The sequence below is a fragment of the Paenibacillus sp. 01T442 genome (assembly GCF_056398345.1).
On record NZ_JBFTPF010000009.1, the window covers coordinates 101,881 to 122,320 of the forward strand.

Consider the following 20,440-nt stretch of genomic DNA (forward strand, 5'->3'; position numbering starts at 1 on the left):
ATGGGTATGCTGAAATTCGTTGGAGGGGTACTGATCTTCGGAGCAGCGTCGATGTATGGGTTTCTGCAAGCTGCTCACTATGTAAGGCGACCCAAGCAAATTCGTATACTGATTGGCGCGCTTGGCCGAATGGAGACGGAAATTGCCTATGCGCTTACGCCGCTTCCTGAAGCTTTCGCTTCATTAAGCAAGCAAGTTGCTGATCCACTTTCGACTTTATTTCGATTAATGTCAGAACGTTTACTGGGAAGCAATGGGGAATCAACGAAGGATCTATGGCAAAAGACAGTCAAAGAAGTCTGGGCAAGAACCTCTATGCGGCAATCAGAGCAAGAAGTGATTCTTGGGCTAGGCCCTGTGCTAGGGCTCTCAGATCAAAGTGACCAAATCAAACACTTGCGTCTTGCGATGAGCCAACTTCAATCGGAAGAAACGGATGCCAGAGATGAGCAACAGCGCTACGAGAAAATGTGGAAAAGCTTAGGCGTCCTCATCGGAGCGTTAATCGTAATTTTAATGTATTAGTGGGGGATCATGTATCCGTGCTTGACAAGTTCCTTGAAGGCGGAGTGAGGTGCCAGGAATGAATGTAGATGTGAACGCCATTTTCCAAATCGCCGGCATCGGAATCATCATTGCGATGATCCATTCGGTGCTGAAACAGATGGGAAAAGAGGATATGGCACATTGGGTCACGGTCATAGGCTTCGTGGTCGTGCTTTTTATGGTCGTTAGTATGCTGGATAACTTGTTCAAAGAAATTAAAACTATATTCCTATTCCAATGAGGTGGTCTGATGGAAATCATCCAAATCGTAGGTTTAGGACTCATCGTTACGATCTTGACGCTTATCATCAAGGAACAGAAGCCGATGTTCGCCTTTCTATTAGCTGCTTTTACAGGCATAGTCATATTCTTGTTCTTAATAGGCAAAATTTCTTCGGTTATCCAAGTCCTTGAGGACTTAGCAGTGAAGTCGAACGTAAACCTCGTTTTCCTCAAAACGATTCTGAAAATTATTGGCGTTGCTTACATCGCCGAATTTGGCGCTCAAATCGTTAGAGATGCCGGTCAAGATTCCATAGCTTCCAAAATCGAGCTGTCGGGTAAGGTACTCATTATGGTTATGGCTATTCCAATCATAACAGTCATTATCGAAACCGTGGTTAAACTGCTCCCTGCTTAGAAGATTCGCCTAAGGAGTGACACGCATGCATCTACTTTATTCGCACCAGAAGCTGAACAACCGGTGGATCTTATTATTTATTATAACGATGGGTCTTTGGCTCGGCTTGTCGGGTTCCTTAACGGCCGAATCGCCTACAGATATCATCATCCAAGAACAAGCGAACCGCTTGAATACGGAGCCGGTCGAGCAATATTGGGATAAGCTGATGAAGGAATATGGCGGGTATTTCCCGGAGAGCAAACCTCCAACCTTCATGGAACTTCTCCTTGGGACCAAGGGCATTAGCATGAAGAGTATCTTTAAAGGACTTCTGAGCTATGTATTTCATGAGATTATCATCAATGGCAAGTTACTAGCTTCCATCGTTGTTTTGACCGTCTTTAGCATGATTCTGGAGACGCTGCAAAGCTCTTTTGAACGAAATACGGTTAGCAAGCTAGGTTACACAATCACGTATATGGTATTGATCATCATTGCCATCAATAGCTTCAGCGTTGCGATCGGGTACGCCAAGACAGCCATTTCGTCTATGATTCAATTCATGTTCGCCATCATGCCTTTGTTACTAACTTTATTAGCTTCTATGGGCAATGTTACTTCCGTGGCTATTCTTCATCCTCTGATCGTATTTATGATCCACTCGGTGGGAACAGCGATATATGTGTTTGTTTTCCCGCTCTTGTTTTTCTCGGCTGTGCTGCACATCGTTAGCTCACTCAGCGACAAGTTTAAGGTTACCCAGTTAGCAAATCTACTACGTACCGTCAGTTTAAGTATGCTGGGTGTGTTCGTAACGGTTTTCCTTGGTGTCATCTCTATTCAAGGGACAGCAGGTGCGGTTAGAGATGGTGTAGCGATTCGGACAGCGAAGTACATTACTGGGAATTTCGTGCCTGTTGTAGGACGGCTGTTCTCGGACGCAACGGAAACTGTGATAGGCGCCTCTCTCCTTGTCAAAAATGCAATAGGACTCGTTGGCGTTGTCATCCTCGTTCTCTTGTGCGCGTTTCCAGCGATCAAAATCTTGACGCTAGCTTTTATCTACAACTTATCAGCTGCATTGATGCAGCCTTTAGGAGATAGCCCGATCATTGCTTGTCTGCAAACGATTGGTAAAAGCTTAATTTACGTTTTTGCAGCGCTAGCGGCAGTAAGCTTAATGTTTTTTCTTGCCTTGACCATCATGATCACAATTAGCAATGTCTCCGTCATGATGAGGTGAAAGGAGCTAGGCGATGGATTGGTTAGCAGGATGGCTGAAAACCGTCATTATGGTCATTATGCTCGCGACGTTTGTTGATCTTCTACTCCCAAGCAATACGATGCAGCGGTATGTGAAGACGGTTTTGAGCCTATTCATTCTACTGACGCTACTCACCCCTGTGCTTCAGCTGTTCCAGAAGGACTGGGATATGGATCAGCTGCTCAGCCAAGCGGAGAAGGAGCAGAGTGAGAAAACGATGCTTGCGGGTGGTTTTGGCGGCAATCAAACACAAATGAAGTCATTGGCAGCCATCACGAAAGATGCCAATAAGATTCAAGATGCAGAACAGAAGAAAACACAACAATTAGTACAAACACAATTAGCAGGGCTAATTAAAGAGGATTTGCAGAAGCAAACGGAATGGCCGGTACAGGAGGTACAAGTTCATGTAGATGTAGACAATAATGGGAAACCCAGCATTACCAATGTGAAGGTGACCCTTGATGATATAGAAACGAAGAAACAAACGACGCCGAAGAGTAAAAGCATTGCTGCGATGGAGCCTGTCAAGCCTGTAGATCCCATCAAAATTGGGTCTACCGCGATTGCACAAGATCGTCAGACTTCTGCTCAAGGCGACTTGCAGTCAAACCTTAAAGCATTGCCTAGCGAGCAAGAAAAGGATCGACTCAAGCAAGATATTTCACGGAATTGGTTAGTGGATCCTGCCAAAATCGAGATCGAAACGATACAAAGCAAAGGATGGATGGCGAGGTGAATCGATGGGAACATTGCTGCAATGGATGGAGAACAAATTCGGCGGCGGACCAGGTGGACCTAAACGTAAGAATACGTTGCTTTGGGTCATCATGGTTGGGCTTTTAGGAGCCGCGCTAATGATCATCAACGCATTTATAAATGTCAAAGATCTGGATCCCATCAACACAGGCAGAGCGTCTCCAACAGCGGAAAGTAAAGAAACCTTTGCAGGAAGCGTGTCTAAGGAAAACGCAAGCTTTCATGATTATGAACAAGCTTATGGTGACCAACTGAAGGGCATCCTGCAACAAATTGTCGGTGTTGGCGAAGTGGAAGTGCTCGTTACTATTGAATCTACGGAGGAAATGACCGTAGACAAAAATTATAACGATAATCAGAACATGACGACAGAACGCGACAATGGTGGCGCAACACGCAACATATCCCAGGTAACGCGAAGCGGTGAAGTCGTTATTTATCAAGTATCAGGCGACCAGAAGCCGCTTGTGCTCAAATACATTAAACCCAAAATTAGAGGTGTCATTGTTGTTGCAAAAGGTGCAGAAAATCTCACGGTGAAGAAAATGATCTTGGAAGCCGTTGAGCGAGGAATGGATGTTCAAGCGAGTAAGATTTCGATATTACCGCGCAAAACAGGGAATTAATTCAGCAAATTATCTAACTATTCTAAGGAGGAATAAACAATGAATGCAAAAAGACAAACAATTTGGCTCGTATCGATGCTTAGCTTGATGGTAGTACTATCCGCGTATTATCTCTTTACAGAGGACGTCAATAAGCTGGATCTCGCATCGTCTGATGCCATCAAGCAATCGCAAGAAGTGAAAATTGATATGGCGCAAGTGGATCCAGTTACAGGCGCAAAAACGGATGTAAAAGCAACATCTGGAACAGGAACACAATCCGACACAAAAGCGACAACGCCGCAAACTTCTACAAAAACAGACGCTAAAGCGACGACGACACAAGATAGCTCCAAAACTACGACAAAAGATGCAACCAAACCAACAACGTCCAAAACAGATGATCAAGTGTTGAAACAGGTAGAGGAGCAAGCCAAAACGACTTCGGCAAACGACTATTTCACGAATGAACAAGTGAAACAAAACAACTACTTCAGCAAAGTTTCCACGGATCTGATGACAATCATTTTGGATACGAAGAAAACGCCTGAAGCGGTAGCAAAAGCAACTAATGATTTGTCTGCCTTGTCAGATCTGCAAGATAAAATTGAAAATCTTCAAGATCTTTTGATTCAAGATTTCCCGCAAGCCGTCATTAATCAAGATGGGAACAAGTGGAAAGTAACGGTTCAAGCAGATGAATTGGAAAAAAGCCAAGGTGTTTCCATCGTCGACATGGTTGTAAAAGAACTGGGAGCTATGCCAGAAAATATTAAGATCCAATACGTACGTCCGTAAGGATTCTAGTGAAGTTTTTGCTTCACAAATGGGTAGTGGAAAGGGTCCGGATAAACTGGACTCTTTCCATTTCGTGCGTTTATGGGTATAATACATACGTTGCGGCTATGAAAACGCATTTTTTAAGGGTTCACCAACGTCTAAAGGAGTGACTTGAATGTTTAAATTGAGTGAAATCAAAGAGTTAATTAAACTCGTCGATCAATCCTCTTTACAAGAACTTGAAATTGAAAATGAAGGTGCACGCCTTTCTATTCGTAAACCGAATAAAGTGGAGCCTTTGTATGTATCCGCTCCAGTGCAACACACATACGCACCGATTGGTCAACCAAACTACACAAATACAGCGCCAGCAGCTGCTCTTGAAGTGCCAGTAACTGCTAACGGACAAGCCAAGCAAGAGGATTCATCTTTACATAAGATCGTATCTCCGATGGTAGGGACATTCTATCAATCCGCTTCGCCAGGATCAGCGCCATTCGTAAGCGTTGGCTCTAAAGTAACGGACAAGAGTGTTGTTTGTATTGTGGAAGCTATGAAATTAATGAATGAAATAGAAGCCGAAGTAAAAGGCGAAATCGTTGAAATTCTCGTTGAGAACGGACAGTTAGTTGAGTACGGACAACCTTTATTTTTGGTTAGACCGGAATAGTTGCGTTTGCAAGCTTATGCTGACAGCGCAAGCTTTTCGCAGGAAGAGCTCTTAGGAGGGCAAATCATGAAATTTCATAAAATACTTATTGCGAACCGCGGAGAAATTGCAGTTCGTATTATCCGAGCATGTCGTGAACTAGGCATCTATACGGTAGCTGTGTACTCGGAAGCAGATCGAGAAGCATTACACGTTCGTTTGGCAGATGAGGCTTATTGCATCGGGCCAACAGCGTCCAAAGACAGCTATTTGAACTTCACTAACTTGATGAGTGTTGCAACGTTAACGGAATGCGATGCGATTCATCCTGGATATGGGTTCCTTGCTGAAAATGCAGACTTCGCAGAAATTTGCGAGAGCTGCAATATCACTTTCATTGGTCCTTCGCCAGACGCGATCTCCCGAATGGGAGATAAAGCGGTTGCCAAACAAACGATGAAGGAAGCAAGAGTTCCAATTATCCCAGGTTCTGATGGGTTGGTTGAGGATATTGATGATGCTGTGATTATTGCACGTGATATCGGGTATCCGATTATTATTAAAGCAACAGCAGGCGGCGGCGGTAAAGGAATCCGTATTGCAGAGAACGAGGAAACACTTGTTCAACAAATTACGGCAGCTCAACAAGAAGCTCAGAATGCCTTCGGTAATGCAGGGATCTACTTGGAAAAGTATTTAACGGGTATGAAGCATGTTGAGATTCAAATCCTAGCTGATAAACACGGCAATGTCGTTCACCTAGGCGAACGTGATTGCTCTGTACAGCGTCGTAGACAAAAGCTTGTCGAAGAAGCACCTTGTCCTATCCTTACAGAGGAAACGCGTAAAGCTATGGGGCAGGCAGCAGTGCGTGCAGCGAAAGCCGTGAATTATTCCGGAGCGGGAACCTTGGAATTCTTGTTAGGTCCAGATGGTAATTTTTACTTTATGGAAATGAATACACGGATCCAAGTTGAACACCCTGTTACCGAAATGATTACGGGGATCGATATTATTCAAGAAATGATTCGCGTTGCTGAGGGGAATCCGTTGTCATTCAGACAAGAGGACGTTCGCATTAACGGATGGGCCATCGAATGCCGTGTCAATGCAGAAGATCCGAATCGGAACTTCATGCCGTCTCCAGGGCAAGTGAAATTTTATTTGCCTCCAGGTGGATTCGGTGTTCGTGTGGATAGTGCCGTGTATCCTGGGTATACGATACCGCCACACTATGATTCCATGATCGCGAAGCTTATCGTCTGGGGAAGTACGCGTGAAGAAGCTATTAACCGTATGAAAAGAGCTCTCAATGAGTTCGCGGTGGACGGCGTAAACACGACGATTCCGTTTCATTTGAAACTGCTTGAGCACAAGAAATTTATCAGTGGCGATCACGATATTAAATTCTTAGAAGAGCACGACGTGAATGATCCAGAATCGTAGACAATCATTTGTCATATTTTTACCGAAATGTTATACTAATAAATTAAGATGGCTTATCCCATTTATATTTTAAGCTTATGATGCAAGATTCTTACAATCACAAGTTTAAGCTTTTCAAGCCAGTTTTACTGGCGCAAAACAAAGACTATGCTTACGAAGTGAATTTTGCTTCACAAAATTTTTAGGAGGTGCCACAATGAGCACAATCGCTCCGGATTACGTCAAGACAGACATGGGCAGCATCCAGATTGCCCCCGAGGTTATCGAAATCATTGCCGGATTGGCAACGGTGGAAGTGCAAGGAGTAGCGGGGATGAGTGGCGGATTAGCTGGCGGCATTGCTGAATTACTTGGACGCAAGAATTTGTCCAAAGGCGTAAAGGTAGAGGTCGGACAACGTGAAGCTGCCATTGACGTCTCCATCATTATCGAGTATGGAAATCGTATCCCAGAAGTTGCAAATGATATTCAGAACAATGTGAAGATGGCTATTGAATCAATGACAGGTTTGAATGTTGTTGAGGTCAACGTACACATTCATGATGTTCACTTTAAACAGGCAGAAAAACCGATTGACGAAGAACCAGCGGCTGCCAATCGTGTGAAGTAGGCGGTAAAGCTGAGCCATATGGATCAATTGAAACCCCCTACAGGTTGCAGGGGGTTTCCTCTAACTTAGGAAGGGGACAAGCGTAGTGGGTAAAATTGTGGACAGGCTCTTGCTACTTTTCTATAGCCTGATTATTTTCGTCGCATCGATCTTTGTATTGTTCACAGCATCTAGCTGGATCCCACTCGATCAAGCAAGTACAACGCTTAGCCATTTCTACTACGAGAAGAGCTACGCTTATCCAGGCATTATCATTAGCTTGATTATGCTGCTGATTTCCGTACGATTCCTAATCGTAACGCTTCGTCGCGGACGTTCCCAGGCACCATCGATTGATCAGCGCACCGATTTTGGGGATATTCGAATTTCCATCGAGACGGTTGAGAATCTTTCACTGAAAGCAGCGGGTCGCACGAAAGGTGCCAAGGACTTGCGTGCACGAGTTAGAGTGAATCAATCCGGGTTAGAAATAACGATTAGAACCATTGTAGATGGGGAAAGCTCGATTCCGGAATTGACTGAAGACATGCAAGGTACAGTGAAAAGTTACATAGAAGATATTACCGGTATTCCTGTAGCTTCCGTAACCGTATTCGTTGCGAATATCGTGCAATCTGCCCCAACGTTTAAAAGCCGGGTCGAATAGAGGTGAATCCACATATGTGGAATGAACTGTGGAAATTCCATAGGGGCAAAGTAATCGGAGTGACAGCGGGTATATTTTTCGGTTTTATTTATTTATTTTTTGGTTTTTGGGATATGTTGATCTTTGCATTTATCGTTCTTGTTGGTTTTTATGTTGGAAATAAGCTGGATCGCAAAGAAAGTTTCGTCATGCTGGAAGACATTTGGCGCTATCTCACACAAAAATGGAGAATGTTTCGCTAAAATCCCTGGTTCAACCATGGATTTTTTTGTTTGGATTGGATCCAATTTGACGTATACTAGGAGAAAGAGTTTTTAGGAGAAGGTCGCTTTGCAGGAGTAAAGCACTTAGGAGGAACAGAATGAAACGCAGAATTGCACGTGAAATTGCTATACAAAGCTTATACCAAATCCAAATGAATGAGGCTACTCCTCAGGAGGCTGTTCAAGTTGCGATTCATGAAGCTGAGCATGATAATGAAACGCAGCTGGATTTCTCCGGAGATAAGATAGATCCTGTCTATATTGTTGAACTTGTCGAAGGAACTTACAAGAACAAAGTAAGCATCGACGAGTTGTTGGAGGAGTATTTGAAAGGGTGGGCAATGGACAGACTGTCTCGCATCGATCGGGAAATTCTGCGACTGGGTGCCTATGAGATGCTGTATCGCGATGATGTTCCACCGAAGGTTGTTGTCAATGAAGCCATTGATTTGGCCAAGCATTACGGCACGGAGGAATCGGGCAAATTCGTAAATGGTGTGTTAGGAAAAATGATCAAAGAAATCGACGAACTGAAAGAGAAAGTTCTGCGTACGCTTTGAACAACGTTATTGAGATTAACGTCATTGTTAAATATAGGTAAGGCTTAAACGGCTAAGGGGGAAATAACATGTCAGCACAAGTAATTAATGGGAAAGAACTCGTGAGCTCAATTCGTGAGGAAATTAGATCTGACGTAGCGGTACTTACAGCTCAGGGAAACCAGCCAGGTCTTGTCGTTGTTATTGTAGGTGAAGATGCAGCTTCGCAAGTGTATGTTAGAAACAAAGCGAAAGCTTGCGATGATGTTGGTATTTATTCCGAAGTACACCGTCTGCCTGAAGAGACGACACAAGCAGAATTAATTGCACTCATCCATGGTTTTAACGCGAATAATCGAATTAACGGGATTCTAGTTCAATCTCCACTGCCCAAACATATCAATGAAGAAGCAGTTGTTGATGAAATTGATCCAGCGAAAGATGTAGATTGCTTCCATCCGATCAATGTAGGTAACCTGATGATTGGTAAAGATGGTATGAAGCCTTGTACCCCGCACGGTGTTATTGAAATCCTTAAGCGAACTGGCGTAGAAATCGCAGGTAAGCATGCAGTAGTTGTAGGTAGAAGCAATATCGTTGGTAAACCGATGGCTATGCTGTTGTTGCGTGAGCATGCGACGGTATCTATTGTTCATTCCCGCACGCCTAACATGGAAGAGATCACCAAACAAGCCGATATTCTTGTTGTAGCGGTTGGGAAAGCGCATTTGATCAAAGCCAATCATGTGAAACCAGGTGCAGTCGTTATTGACGTTGGGATGAATCGTCCTGCAGACGGCAAATTAACTGGTGATGTTGATTTTGAAGCTGTGAAAGAGATTGCAAGTGCGATAACACCTGTTCCAGGTTGTGTAGGCCCAATGACGATTACGATGCTGCTTCGCAATACAGTTGATGCGGCTAGCCGTGCAGCTAAAGCGAATGTGAGCGTATAGTCACCTTATGGCGAGAAATGAGACCAAGATTTTATCCGTAAAAGATTTAAACCGTTATATAAAGCTATTGCTGGAAGGAGATTCACGACTCCAGGATGTGTGGGTACGAGGCGAAATTTCGAATTTCACACATCACTCCAGCGGTCATATGTATTTTACGTTGAAGGATGCGGATGGTCGCCTGAAAAGCATCATGTTTGCTTCGCATAATCAGAAACTGGGATTTATCCCGAAAGAAGGCACGAAAGTCATTGCTCGCGGCAATATTTCCGTGTATGAGCGAGACGGTGCCTATCAGTTTTATGTGACGGCGATGCAGCCTGATGGCATCGGCAGTTTGTATTTGGCTTTCGAGCAGCTGAAAAAGAAGCTCGAAACAGAAGGGTTATTCGCGCCAGAGCGCAAGAAACCGATTCCTCGGTTTCCACGTGCCATTGGCGTGATCACGTCCCCGACGGGGGCCGCCATTCGTGATGTCATCATCACGCTGCAGCGGCGCTTCCCGTCGATCCCGATCTTGCTGTACCCTGTCCTCGTACAGGGTACACAGGCGGCACCTTCGATCGTGAAAGCGATCGAAGCCATGAATCGGCTTGGTGAAGCCGATGTGCTCATCGTGGGTCGCGGCGGCGGCTCACTGGAAGAGCTGTGGGCCTTCAACGAGGAGATCGTTGCGCGGGCTATCGCAGCCTCCGCGATCCCCATCATCTCGGCCGTCGGCCACGAGACGGACTTCACGATCGCCGACTTCGTCGCCGATCTCAGAGCGCCGACGCCTACGGCGGCGGCAGAGCTCGCGGTGCCGCACCACCTCGAGCTGAAGCAGCAGCTGTCGCAGCAGGCTCAGCGCCTGCATTACGGGCTGCTGCAGCAGCTGCGCCGCAAGCAGGAACGGCTCGAGCGCGCGAAGCGCTCGCCGTTCCTGACGAACCCCCGCAGGCAGCTGCTCATGCAGCCTGCAGAGCGACTCGACCGGCTGGCGGAGCAGCTCGGTTACCGTATGCGTCAGCGCCTTACGGAGCTGGCGCAGCGTCGATTGAGGCTGGAGCGTCGCTTATCCAGCTTCAATCCAACGGAGCAGGCCGTGATGGCGAGACGACGTTTGGACACGTCCAAACGTCAGATGCTCACGGCCATGCAGACCCTCCTGCGCTCGAAGAAGCAGGAGTGGCAGTCCAGCGTCCGTCATCTGGACGCCCTCAGCCCGCTGAAAGTTATGCAGCGGGGCTACAGCCTTGCTTATGACGAACAAGAAAAGCAACTTGTGAGATCGATAACGCAAGTAAACATCGGTGATCGATTATCCATACGTCTTAAGGACGGTAAAATACAATGTCAAGTTTCGGGGATGGAGGCGAACATTGATGTCAACAAGTGAAACTGAAGTAAGTTTTGAAGTAGCAATTGAGCAGCTAGAGCGTATAGTAAGTCAGCTGGAGAGCGGCGACGTTCCTCTAGAGAAAGCCATTGAACTGTATCAAGAAGGTGTAAGACTCTCCCATATTTGCGGCGTTAAGCTGGAGCAAGTGGAGAAAAAAATTGAGATGCTGGTTGAAGGGGAAGCTGGGGTAACAAGGAAGCCTTTCCAGCCTGTCTTGGAAGATAAGGGGAATTAGTTTGAATAACACGACGTCTACTATTCATACATACATCGCTTCCCATGCTGAATTGGTCGAAGCCGCATTGCGTCAATCATTGCCAACTGCTTGGGAGGTACCGGCTTCGTTACGTGAGTCCATGGACTACTCCTTGATGGCAGGTGGCAAACGACTGCGTCCTATTATGGTACTTGCTGCTGCAGAGTCGCTGGGGGGCTCCCTGGAGTCTGCTATGCCTGTTGCATTGGCCATCGAAATGGTTCATACCTATTCGTTAGTTCATGATGATCTGCCAGCAATGGATAATGATGATTATCGGAGAGGCAAGTTAACGAATCACAAAGTTTATGGTGAGGCAATGGCTATTCTTGCTGGCGATGCGCTGCTTACGCACGCCTTCTTCTGCGTTGCGCAATCACACAAAAGGTTTGGTGTTCCTGCTGAACGCGTACTAGCCATTACTGAAGAGCTTGCCGTACTGGCAGGTGCTCGTGGCATGGTTGGCGGCCAAGCAGCGGATATGTTAGGAGAGCAAGGTTTAACCAAGTTAGAAGAGCTCACTTATATTCATACACACAAAACGAGTGATCTTATTGTGTTCTCATTGCGTGCCGGTGGACATATAGCTGGGGCGACCGAAGCGCAATTGGAAGCGCTCAGTGAGTTTGGACATGCACTTGGACTTGCTTTTCAGATTCAAGATGATATTTTGGATATTATCGGAGATGAAGCGAAACTAGGTAAGCCTGTGAAGAGCGATGAGAAGCAGCAAAAGGTGACATTCCCTTATTTTATCGGCATGGAAGCTTCAGAGCAGAAAGTGCAAGAGCTGACGAATCAAGCGAAAGATGCCTTAATTCGATCGAACATACCGAACCCTGAACGACTGCTGCAGATCGCAGATTACCTGATGAAACGGGATCATTAAACGTACGTATACAAGTAGTATGCCGTTTCGGAAGGTAGTTTCACACGAAATACCCAATAATATGATATAATGGTGAAATCTTAGTATTTTCACATTGAAAGTGAGGAAACAAGCGTGCTGCTCGAACAAATCAATCGGCCTGCAGATTTGAAGCGGTTATCCTTGACGGAGCTCGAAGAATTGGCAGGAGAAATCCGTCAATTTCTTATTGAGAAGCTTTCCGTTACTGGTGGACATCTAGCCCCGAACTTAGGCGTGGTTGAACTCACGATAGCTTTACACACCATGTTTCACAGCCCGTATGATAAACTGATTTTTGATGTTGGTCACCAGGCGTATGTACACAAAATTTTGACTGGTCGTAAAGACAAGTTCGATACGTTACGCAAATATAAAGGGCTCTGCGGGTTTATTAAACGTTCCGAGAGCGAGCATGATGTCTGGGAAGCCGGACATAGCAGTACTTCCCTGTCAGCTGCCATGGGTATGGCAATGGCACGTGATCTCAAGGGCGAACATAATAAGGTTGTTGCCATTATTGGTGATGGTGCGCTTACAGGCGGCATGGCATTAGAAGCCATGAATCATATTGGTCACGAGAAGAAGAATATTACGGTCATTCTGAATGACAATGAAATGTCGATTGCGCCCAACGTAGGGGCTCTTCATAATTATTTAAGCAAAATTCGTTCGGACCGTCATTATTTGAAAGCTAAAGAGGAAGTCGAATATTTACTGAAGAAAATTCCTGCCATCGGCGGAACGCTAGCTAAAACAGCGGAGAAGCTGAAGGATAGTCTTAAATATTTTGTTTTAAATGGCGTGTGGTTTGAAGAACTAGGCTTTACTTATATTGGTCCTGTAGATGGACATAACCTCCAAGTACTCATGGATACGTTGAAACAGGCAGAGAAAGTTGCAGGTCCTGTGCTCATTCATATCGTTACGACGAAAGGAAAAGGGTATAAACCTGCAGAGAACGATTCCCATACTTGGCACGGCTTAGGGCCTTACAAAATGGAGTCTGGTCAAGTTCTTAAGTCTTCCGGACCGCCAATGTATACGCAAGTTTTCGGAGACACATTAATTGAGCTTGGCGAGAAGGACTCTCGTGTGGTTGCAGTTACACCTGCGATGCCAGGTGGATCCGGATTATTGAAGTTTGCAAAGCAATTTCCAAATCGGATGATTGATGTTGGTATTGCGGAGCAGCATGCGGCTACGTTATGTGCAGGACTCGCGAGTGAAGGCTTGAAGCCGGTATTCGCTGTATATTCTACGTTCTTGCAGCGTGCGTATGATCAAGTTGTTCACGATATTTGTCGTCCTAAATTAAATGTAACCTTCGCCATTGACCGTTCCGGCTTCGTTGGTCCGGATGGTGAAACGCATCAAGGGGTTTATGATATTTCATTTTTGCGAACAATTCCTAACATGGTCTTAATGATGCCGAAGGATGAGAAGGAATTGCGTGATATGATGCAAACGGCGCTTGAATATAATGATGGTCCGATTGCATATCGTTATCCGCGTATTAATGGCACTGGCGCTCCTATTGATGAAGCTCCAAAGGCAATTCCGCTCGGTACTTGGGAAACTGTACGTGAGGGTGATTATGCAGCAGTTCTCGCAGTTGGACCTATGGTTCAAGTAGCAGAGGAAGCAGCGGCTCAGCTAGCGCAAGAAGGTATTGAACTTCGTGTCGTCAATGCAAGATTTATTAAACCATTGGATGAAGCTTATTTGCTACAGTTAGCTAAGGAATCGATGCCGATGATCACGATGGAAGAAGGTTCAATCCAAGGTGGTTTCGGAAGTGCGGTATTGGAGTTCTATGCAGAGAAGCGAATTGTTGGTTTGCAGGTTGAATTGATGGGGATTCAAGATTACTTCGTAGAGCATGGCAGCGTGCCAGAACAACGCGAAGAGGTTGGGTTAACTGCCCACCACTTGATTTCCGAAGTGAAGAAGCTAGTCCCGCGCAAGGTCTTAAGGGCGAAGGTCTAGTAACCGATTTTGAATAGGAGCAACACATTATATATGTCCTCGGATAAAGAACGATTAGACTTATTGCTACTTGAGCAAGGATATTTTGAAAGCAGAGAAAAGGCAAAGGCCGCCATTATGGCAGGCCTTGTTTTTGCAGATGAAGAACCAGCTGACAAAGCGGGGATGAAGATCAGTCGCAAAGCCGTACTGAAAGTAAAAGGTGCGCTGCATCCTTACGTGAGTCGTGGCGGATTAAAGCTGGAGAAAGCGTTAAAGCATTTCGCAATCGACTTACATGATGCGGTCATGCTCGACATTGGAGCTTCTACGGGCGGATTCACAGATTGTGCGCTGCAAAATGGTGCGGCCTCCGTCTACGCTGTGGATGTTGGCTACAATCAATTGGATTGGTCGCTGCGCAATGATGAGCGTGTTCATGTCATGGAGAGAACGAATTTCCGTTACACGAAATTGGAGGATTTGAACGGTCCAAGACCTAGTTTTGCCAGTATTGACGTTTCGTTCATTTCGCTTCGTATTATCCTGCCACCACTGAAGGAAATCTTAGGGGATCAGGGTCATGTTGTTGCTTTAATTAAGCCGCAATTCGAAGCTGGTCGAGAGAAGGTTGGGAAGTCGGGCGTTGTTCGCGACACGGATGTACATATTGATGTTTTGACAACGGTGCTTTCATTTGCTGAGGAGCTCGGCTTTCGCTTGAAGGGACTCACATACTCGCCAATAACGGGTGGTGAAGGGAACATTGAATTCCTTGCGTACTGGTCGAGCAACGAGACGGAAGCGTCACTTGCAGCGCCAACTTCGATCAAAGCTCTTATTGCCGAGACGGTTAAAGAGTCTCAGAAATTACACGGAAAATAAACTCATCTTTGAGAACGCCTTTTGCGGCCCTGAGATGGGTTTTTTCAAATTATAAGCTTGTATATGTTTCACTTCACTTAAAGGATTTCCCTTCTGGTTTCGCGAATACTATGGCGAGGTGAAGGACATGGAACAAGGCGATGTAAGAGTCATTTTGTTAATCCTGATCGTTGTTGTTTGTATCGTCTTTTGGCGATTTCAGAAGTGGTCAGCGGGTTCAAGTCGAAGAAGAGGACGTATTCCAAGGCAGGCGAATATCCCCGAGGACGATGTTGTTGATCTGCTTGAGGCTGCTGGATTCGAAGTGCTTGCTGGTAAAACCAAAATTCCAATTACCATGACCGTTGGAGAGAGAGAGCAGCTGGAAAGCCGCTTATTTATCGATTATTTTGTGCAAAAGGAAGATGATGTTTATCTCGTGAAAGTGGCAAGAGAACGCAAGCCACTTGAGATGACTGGGAGCGCTGTGCGTGACATGCTGCTACCCTACAACCTCATTTATCCGGAGGCACAGGGTATCCTTTACGTTGATATGACCGTTAGCAAAATCAAAAAAATCACTTTTCACATAGAGGTGTAAGGATGAAGGGTCAAAGGCATGTAAAAATCAGAGAAATTATAACTAATCATGAGATTGAAACGCAGGATGAATTGGTCGAGGCGCTGCGCGCGGCAGGATTTCATGTCACACAGGCGACAGTTTCGAGGGACATCAAGGAACTCCATCTCATTAAAGTTCCGCTAGATGATGGCAGATATAAGTATTCCATGCCGGCTGATCAACGATTTAATCCTATGCAGCGACTTCGTCGGGCATTAAGTGACCATTTTGTCAGCATCGACTATACGGATAATTTGGTCGTTATGAAATGCTTGCCAGGCACGGCGAATACGATTTGTGCTTTAATTGATAATTTGGAGTGGAATGGCGTTATGGGAACTATCTGTGGAGATGATACGATTCTTGTTATTTGCCGCGGGAAAGAGAATAGTGCAACTTTTGTAAATGAAGTCATGTCCTTATTATCTTAAAATCAGGAGGCATTCATGCTTACAGAGCTTTCAATTCGTAATTTAGCTGTCATTGAACATGTACATATTCGGTTTAAAGCAGGTTTTCACGTCCTGACAGGGGAAACTGGCGCTGGGAAATCGATCATCATAGATGCATTAACACTAATTGTCGGCGGTAGAGGTTCATCGGAATTAGTTCGTTATGGAGCTGATAAAGCAGAAATTGAAGCCATGTTTGACTTACCTGCTTCTCATCCGGTTTGGCATACGCTTACAGAGTTCGGGATAGAATCCGATGCTTCCGAGCATCTCATTATCCGTCGTGAAATTACGGCGACTGGCAAAAGCTCAAGTCGAATAAATGGTCAGCTTGTGAATATGACGATGTTGCGCAAGACGGGAGAGTGGCTCGTTAATATTCATGGTCAACATGAGCATCAATCCCTGCTTCATGTGGACGAGCATATTCATTCCCTGGATTTGTTCGGAGATGCTGAGATTGCGTCAGCGAAGAAGACGTACCAAGCTAGCTTTGATCAGTATATGAAGCTTCAAAAAGAGCTGAACGATCTTCAAGAAACGAGCAAGCAGGCGCTGCAAATGTTAGACTTGTATCGATTCCAGATTGAAGAGATATCATCAGCCAAGCTGAAATTAGGCGAAGATGAGACTTTAGCTGAGGAGAAGCGCAAGTTGGCTAATGCAGAGAAGCTTTATCAAAGCTCCTCCGAAGCTTATGATTTTCTCTATGCCACGAATCGAGGTCTCGATGCTGCAGGCAAAGCAGTCTCACGCCTGCAGGATATCGTGCAGCTAGATCCAACGAATTTAAGCCCAATACTTGAACAGGCGCAATCCGCCTTTTACCAGCTGGAAGATGCAGCTTATCAAATCAGAGATTATCGCGACAGCATTGAGTTCAATTCGTCTCGATTAGATTATATCGAACAAAGATTAGATACCATCACGTCTCTTCGCCGAAAATATGGAGAGAATATTAAAGAGATTCTGAGCTATTTAGAGAAGATCAAAAACGAAGTCGATACGATTGAAAATAAAGATGAAATTATTCGTAAATTAGAAGACAAGCTTGTGCTTGCTGAGAAACAGGTTGGCGTGCATGCACTAGACCTGTCTAACCTGCGTAAAGGTATTGCAAGTGATCTCTCTGCTCAGATTGAACATGAATTGCGTGATCTTCAAATGGAACGAACACAGTTTCGAGTGCAGATCGCTCATATTATCGATGACCGCGGCGTTGAGGTTGACGGCAATAAGGTTCGGTTCTCCAGACAAGGCATTGATCAGGTTGAGTTCCTAATGGCTCCTAACCCAGGGGAACCGTTGCGCGGATTAAGTAAAATTGCCTCAGGTGGCGAGCTCTCCCGTATTATGCTCGCAATGAAGGCAATTTTTGCACGGATTGACCAAATCCCAGTGCTTGTATTCGATGAGGTTGATACGGGGGTTAGCGGACGAGCGGCACAAGCAATTGCTGAGAAAATGTCCGTTCTATCACAAAGCTGTCAAGTCTTCTCCATTACTCATTTGCCGCAGGTTGCAAGCTTTGCAGATGTTCATTTCTATATTCGGAAAGAAGTGGATCATGAGCGAACATTCACGCGTGTTCAAGATATGCCAGATGCTGGCCGAATTGAAGAGCTTGCGAGGATGCTTGGCGGTGTAGAAGTGACAGAAACAACGCTTCATCATGCGGGAGAAATGCTTACCATGGCAAAAAATAAGAAAGCAAAGGTATGAAAGTATAGATAGTCATCATTTACAGTTATAAAAGAAGGGGACTGGGGTTAACTTATAGGTACGCAATTGACGAGGTTATTCGTCAGGGCTCAAGGAATTTTGAAGGAGCGTGTTGATAGTGCAATCCAACAAAAGAAAAAGATTGTTCGGACTCTTGCTCGTCTTCTTCGTTTGCTTGGTCAGTATGTCCCCGCCTTTTCAGAGCTTTGCCTCCTTTCCACAAGAACTCCGCTTGTTTAGCGGCCAAGGGAAGCAGCTTCAGTTAACGATGCCGGTCAGTGCCCAGGTCACGGTCAAGGATACGGATATTGTAAAGGTAAACGGCAACGCCGAGCACTCATTTCAAGTTAATTTGAACGAACCTATCTCTTTGCAATCCGACCATTCTGGGCAAACAGAAATGAAGCTCAAGCTGTTCGGAGCCATTCCAATCAAGACTGTCAAAGTGAATGTCGTACCTGATTTAAAAGTAATCCCAGGGGGCCAGACGATCGGTGTGAAAATTAAGTCTGCCGGTATCTTGGTAGTAGGTCACCATCTAGTGACTGTTGCCTCTGAACAAAAAGTTTCACCTGGGGAAGAAGCAAAAATTCAAGTTGGAGATTTAATTACCAAAATTAACGGCAAGGATTCTAAGGATGTTAGTAAGGTCGCAGAGTTAGTGGCCAAATCAGGCGAAAGCAAGAATCCTCTTGTTCTGCAAATTTTAAGAAACAATCAAGAACTTGTTGTGAAGCTGCAGCCCGTTTATGATGTCGTAGATAAGTCTTATCGCTTGGGTCTGTACATTCGAGACTCCGCGGCAGGGGTAGGGACGCTAACCTTCTACGCACCAGATCAAGGCGTCTATGGGGCTCTTGGACATGTCATCACGGATATGGATACTCAGACACCCATTATTGTAGGCGATGGTGACATTGTCTATTCGAATGTGACGTCGATTTCCAAAAGCCATAATGGGGATCCTGGTGAAAAGCATGCAACGCTTTACAAGGACAGCAAGGTGATTGGTAATATTGAACGGAATACGGCTTTCGGGATTTTTGGGAAAATGTATGGACCTCCTGATCACAGCTTAGATAAAGAGGCGATTCCCGTTGCCTTCGCAGAAGAAGTTAAAGAAGGACCAGCACAGATCTATACGGTGTTAGAAGGTCAAAAGGTTGAAAAATTCGATATCCAAGTGGTTCATGTTTCCAAACAAGATGTTCCTGGTACGAAAGGCATGGTTATCAAAATTACGGACCCACGCTTATTGGATAAAACAGGTGGCATTGTGCAGGGTATGAGCGGTTCTCCCATTATTCAAAATGGAAAATTGATTGGAGCAGTCACGCATGTTTTCGTGAATGATCCGACTAGCGGCTATGGCTGCTTCATCGAATGGATGCTTCAGGACTCTGGAATCATTCTTAGGCCGACCTCGGGGAACACAGACAAAGAACTAAAGGTGAGTTAGTAGCCTTTAGTTCTTTATTTCTTTTTAACCTCATTTTACGAGAGAATAGCGAGTTTAGTGACTTCATGTCGAATAATGTTGGAATTAGAAGTTAAATATTATAGTATATAAGAAACTCTAACAAAAGAAAAGAAAAATAATATTCGACAGAAGGATTTTAAAAAGAGCTGTCGAATAGTTTACATAAGAGAGATAAATACCAACTTGTTTCAGTAGCTAAAGGAGGAAATTCAGTTGCAAAAAATTCAGGTATTACTTGCAGACGATAACCGAGAATTCACCCATCTATTGTCAGAGTTCATTGGTGAACAAGAGGATATGGAAATTATGGGCGTTGCGTACAATGGTAACGAGGTTCTTCGGTTTTTGGAGCAACAGCGTGAGCTGCCCGATGTTCTCATTTTAGATATTATTATGCCTCATCTGGATGGACTAGGTGTTCTGGAAAAAATGCGAGAGATGAATCTTCCTTCTCAGCCCAAAATCATTATGCTTACGGCATTTGGTCAAGAAAATATTACACAAAAAGCCGTGCAGCTTGGAGCTTCCTATTACATATTAAAGCCATTTGATATGGAAACTCTTACGAATCGTATTCGTCAGCTTGCAGGCAATTCATCAACAACGACTACGACTTCGTCAACGCCTCGTGCGAATGTCGTACATATGCCTAAAGGCAAAAATTTGGATGCTAATATTACGAGCATTATTCATGAAATCGGCGTGCCTGCGCATATTAAAGGCTATCAATATTTACGTGAAGCCATTACGATGGTTTACAACAATATTGAAATTCTTGGTGCCATCACCAAAACACTTTACCCGGCTATTGCTGAAAAATACAAAACGACGCCGAGCCGCGTCGAACGTGCCATCCGTCACGCGATTGAAGTCGCTTGGACGCGCGGCAACATCGACAGCATCTCCTTTATTTTCGGATACACAATTAATATCTCGAAATCTAAACCGACCAATAGCGAATTCATCGCGATGGTGGCGGATAAGCTCAGAATTGAGCATAAAGTTTCTTGAGACAGTTAGGAGCTTTATAATATATGTCAAGTTAAGGACGCTCAATTTGAGCGTTCTTTTTCATTTGCATGAATGAGAGGGGAAGCAGAAAA

General features: G+C 45.0%; 24 protein-coding genes. All 24 read left to right on the forward strand.

What is annotated here, in order from left to right; all coding sequences use genetic code 11:
* Positions 1-6 precede the first annotated feature (6 nt).
* Complete coding sequence (gene spoIIIAB, locus AC1DLM_RS10740; protein ID WP_441986861.1) at positions 7-525, forward strand: stage III sporulation protein SpoIIIAB; 519 nt, start codon at positions 7-9, stop codon at positions 523-525.
* Between the two features lie 58 nt (positions 526-583).
* Entirely contained in the window at positions 584-787 is a 204-nt protein-coding gene (gene spoIIIAC, locus AC1DLM_RS10745) for a stage III sporulation protein AC (protein WP_056614718.1), read from the forward strand.
* 9 nt (positions 788-796) lie between these two features.
* Entirely contained in the window at positions 797-1,186 is a 390-nt protein-coding gene (gene spoIIIAD / locus AC1DLM_RS10750; RefSeq protein ID WP_056614713.1) for a stage III sporulation protein AD, read from the forward strand.
* Positions 1,187-1,211: 25 nt separating this feature from the next.
* Positions 1,212-2,411, forward strand: coding sequence for a stage III sporulation protein AE (gene spoIIIAE, locus AC1DLM_RS10755; RefSeq protein ID WP_056614710.1), 1,200 nt, complete (start codon positions 1,212-1,214; stop codon positions 2,409-2,411).
* Between the two features lie 13 nt (positions 2,412-2,424).
* Complete coding sequence (gene spoIIIAF / locus AC1DLM_RS10760) at positions 2,425-3,171, forward strand: stage III sporulation protein AF (RefSeq protein ID WP_441986860.1); 747 nt, start codon at positions 2,425-2,427, stop codon at positions 3,169-3,171.
* 4 nt (positions 3,172-3,175) lie between these two features.
* Entirely contained in the window at positions 3,176-3,817 is a 642-nt protein-coding gene (gene spoIIIAG, locus AC1DLM_RS10765) for a stage III sporulation protein AG (RefSeq protein ID WP_441986859.1), read from the forward strand.
* A gap of 39 nt (positions 3,818-3,856) precedes the next feature.
* On the forward strand, positions 3,857-4,594 hold the full coding sequence (locus tag AC1DLM_RS10770) for a SpoIIIAH-like family protein (RefSeq protein WP_477569924.1): 738 nt from the start codon (positions 3,857-3,859) through the stop codon (positions 4,592-4,594).
* A 157-nt stretch (positions 4,595-4,751) separates the two neighbouring features.
* Positions 4,752-5,246, forward strand: a complete 495-nt coding sequence (gene accB / locus AC1DLM_RS10775) for an acetyl-CoA carboxylase biotin carboxyl carrier protein (RefSeq protein WP_441986857.1) — start codon at positions 4,752-4,754, stop codon at positions 5,244-5,246.
* A gap of 66 nt (positions 5,247-5,312) precedes the next feature.
* On the forward strand, positions 5,313-6,671 hold the full coding sequence (gene accC, locus AC1DLM_RS10780; protein ID WP_477569925.1) for an acetyl-CoA carboxylase biotin carboxylase subunit: 1,359 nt from the start codon (positions 5,313-5,315) through the stop codon (positions 6,669-6,671).
* A 196-nt stretch (positions 6,672-6,867) separates the two neighbouring features.
* Positions 6,868-7,281: an Asp23/Gls24 family envelope stress response protein gene (locus AC1DLM_RS10785; RefSeq protein ID WP_171630178.1), complete on the forward strand. Its 414-nt coding sequence runs from the start codon at positions 6,868-6,870 to the stop codon at positions 7,279-7,281.
* An 85-nt stretch (positions 7,282-7,366) separates the two neighbouring features.
* On the forward strand, positions 7,367-7,927 hold the full coding sequence (amaP, locus tag AC1DLM_RS10790; RefSeq protein WP_171630179.1) for an alkaline shock response membrane anchor protein AmaP: 561 nt from the start codon (positions 7,367-7,369) through the stop codon (positions 7,925-7,927).
* Positions 7,928-7,941: 14 nt separating this feature from the next.
* A complete protein-coding gene (locus tag AC1DLM_RS10795; RefSeq protein ID WP_441986855.1) occupies positions 7,942-8,169 on the forward strand; it encodes a DUF2273 domain-containing protein in 228 nt (75 codons plus the stop codon).
* 119 nt (positions 8,170-8,288) lie between these two features.
* Positions 8,289-8,750, forward strand: coding sequence for a transcription antitermination factor NusB (gene nusB, locus AC1DLM_RS10800; RefSeq protein ID WP_171630181.1), 462 nt, complete (start codon positions 8,289-8,291; stop codon positions 8,748-8,750).
* A 68-nt stretch (positions 8,751-8,818) separates the two neighbouring features.
* Entirely contained in the window at positions 8,819-9,685 is an 867-nt protein-coding gene (folD, locus tag AC1DLM_RS10805; RefSeq protein WP_441986854.1) for a bifunctional methylenetetrahydrofolate dehydrogenase/methenyltetrahydrofolate cyclohydrolase FolD, read from the forward strand.
* A 7-nt stretch (positions 9,686-9,692) separates the two neighbouring features.
* The gene (gene xseA, locus AC1DLM_RS10810) at positions 9,693-11,063 is read left to right on the forward strand and encodes an exodeoxyribonuclease VII large subunit (protein ID WP_441986853.1); all 1,371 of its coding nucleotides are present in this window, start codon (positions 9,693-9,695) and stop codon (positions 11,061-11,063) included.
* Complete coding sequence (gene xseB, locus AC1DLM_RS10815; RefSeq protein WP_056614667.1) at positions 11,050-11,301, forward strand: exodeoxyribonuclease VII small subunit; 252 nt, start codon at positions 11,050-11,052, stop codon at positions 11,299-11,301. Before xseA ends, xseB begins: the two co-directional genes overlap by 14 nt.
* Positions 11,297-12,211, forward strand: a complete 915-nt coding sequence (locus AC1DLM_RS10820; protein ID WP_376769489.1) for a polyprenyl synthetase family protein — start codon at positions 11,297-11,299, stop codon at positions 12,209-12,211. The genes xseB and AC1DLM_RS10820 overlap by 5 nt, the downstream gene beginning before the upstream one ends.
* A gap of 114 nt (positions 12,212-12,325) precedes the next feature.
* Positions 12,326-14,218 (forward strand): 1-deoxy-D-xylulose-5-phosphate synthase, encoded by a 1,893-nt coding sequence (gene dxs / locus AC1DLM_RS10825; RefSeq protein ID WP_441986852.1) that lies wholly within the window; start codon positions 12,326-12,328, stop codon positions 14,216-14,218.
* A 33-nt stretch (positions 14,219-14,251) separates the two neighbouring features.
* Entirely contained in the window at positions 14,252-15,082 is an 831-nt protein-coding gene (locus AC1DLM_RS10830; RefSeq protein ID WP_441986851.1) for a TlyA family RNA methyltransferase, read from the forward strand.
* 127 nt (positions 15,083-15,209) lie between these two features.
* Positions 15,210-15,662, forward strand: coding sequence for a hypothetical protein (locus AC1DLM_RS10835; RefSeq protein WP_441986850.1), 453 nt, complete (start codon positions 15,210-15,212; stop codon positions 15,660-15,662).
* Positions 15,663-15,664: 2 nt separating this feature from the next.
* The gene (gene ahrC, locus AC1DLM_RS10840) at positions 15,665-16,114 is read left to right on the forward strand and encodes a transcriptional regulator AhrC/ArgR (RefSeq protein WP_477569926.1); all 450 of its coding nucleotides are present in this window, start codon (positions 15,665-15,667) and stop codon (positions 16,112-16,114) included.
* A gap of 15 nt (positions 16,115-16,129) precedes the next feature.
* Positions 16,130-17,857 (forward strand): DNA repair protein RecN, encoded by a 1,728-nt coding sequence (recN, locus tag AC1DLM_RS10845; protein WP_477569927.1) that lies wholly within the window; start codon positions 16,130-16,132, stop codon positions 17,855-17,857.
* Between the two features lie 118 nt (positions 17,858-17,975).
* A complete protein-coding gene (gene spoIVB / locus AC1DLM_RS10850) occupies positions 17,976-19,316 on the forward strand; it encodes a SpoIVB peptidase (protein ID WP_441986847.1) in 1,341 nt (446 codons plus the stop codon).
* Positions 19,317-19,550: 234 nt separating this feature from the next.
* Entirely contained in the window at positions 19,551-20,348 is a 798-nt protein-coding gene (spo0A, locus tag AC1DLM_RS10855; protein WP_056614643.1) for a sporulation transcription factor Spo0A, read from the forward strand.
* The last annotated feature ends 92 nt before the right edge of the window (positions 20,349-20,440 follow it).

Coding starts and splice junctions, on each gene's coding strand:
- spoIIIAB (WP_441986861.1), top strand. CDS start 7: ATGCTGAAATTCGTTGGAGGGGTACTGATCTTCGGAGCAGCGTCGATG.
- spoIIIAC (WP_056614718.1), top strand. CDS start 584: ATGAATGTAGATGTGAACGCCATTTTCCAAATCGCCGGCATCGGAATC.
- spoIIIAD (WP_056614713.1), top strand. CDS start 797: ATGGAAATCATCCAAATCGTAGGTTTAGGACTCATCGTTACGATCTTG.
- spoIIIAE (WP_056614710.1), top strand. CDS start 1,212: ATGCATCTACTTTATTCGCACCAGAAGCTGAACAACCGGTGGATCTTA.
- spoIIIAF (WP_441986860.1), top strand. CDS start 2,425: ATGGATTGGTTAGCAGGATGGCTGAAAACCGTCATTATGGTCATTATG.
- spoIIIAG (WP_441986859.1), top strand. CDS start 3,176: ATGGGAACATTGCTGCAATGGATGGAGAACAAATTCGGCGGCGGACCA.
- AC1DLM_RS10770 (WP_477569924.1), top strand. CDS start 3,857: ATGAATGCAAAAAGACAAACAATTTGGCTCGTATCGATGCTTAGCTTG.
- accB (WP_441986857.1), top strand. CDS start 4,752: ATGTTTAAATTGAGTGAAATCAAAGAGTTAATTAAACTCGTCGATCAA.
- accC (WP_477569925.1), top strand. CDS start 5,313: ATGAAATTTCATAAAATACTTATTGCGAACCGCGGAGAAATTGCAGTT.
- AC1DLM_RS10785 (WP_171630178.1), top strand. CDS start 6,868: ATGAGCACAATCGCTCCGGATTACGTCAAGACAGACATGGGCAGCATC.
- AC1DLM_RS10795 (WP_441986855.1), top strand. CDS start 7,942: ATGTGGAATGAACTGTGGAAATTCCATAGGGGCAAAGTAATCGGAGTG.
- nusB (WP_171630181.1), top strand. CDS start 8,289: ATGAAACGCAGAATTGCACGTGAAATTGCTATACAAAGCTTATACCAA.
- folD (WP_441986854.1), top strand. CDS start 8,819: ATGTCAGCACAAGTAATTAATGGGAAAGAACTCGTGAGCTCAATTCGT.
- xseA (WP_441986853.1), top strand. CDS start 9,693: ATGGCGAGAAATGAGACCAAGATTTTATCCGTAAAAGATTTAAACCGT.
- xseB (WP_056614667.1), top strand. CDS start 11,050: ATGTCAACAAGTGAAACTGAAGTAAGTTTTGAAGTAGCAATTGAGCAG.
- AC1DLM_RS10830 (WP_441986851.1), top strand. CDS start 14,252: ATGTCCTCGGATAAAGAACGATTAGACTTATTGCTACTTGAGCAAGGA.
- AC1DLM_RS10835 (WP_441986850.1), top strand. CDS start 15,210: ATGGAACAAGGCGATGTAAGAGTCATTTTGTTAATCCTGATCGTTGTT.
- ahrC (WP_477569926.1), top strand. CDS start 15,665: ATGAAGGGTCAAAGGCATGTAAAAATCAGAGAAATTATAACTAATCAT.
- recN (WP_477569927.1), top strand. CDS start 16,130: ATGCTTACAGAGCTTTCAATTCGTAATTTAGCTGTCATTGAACATGTA.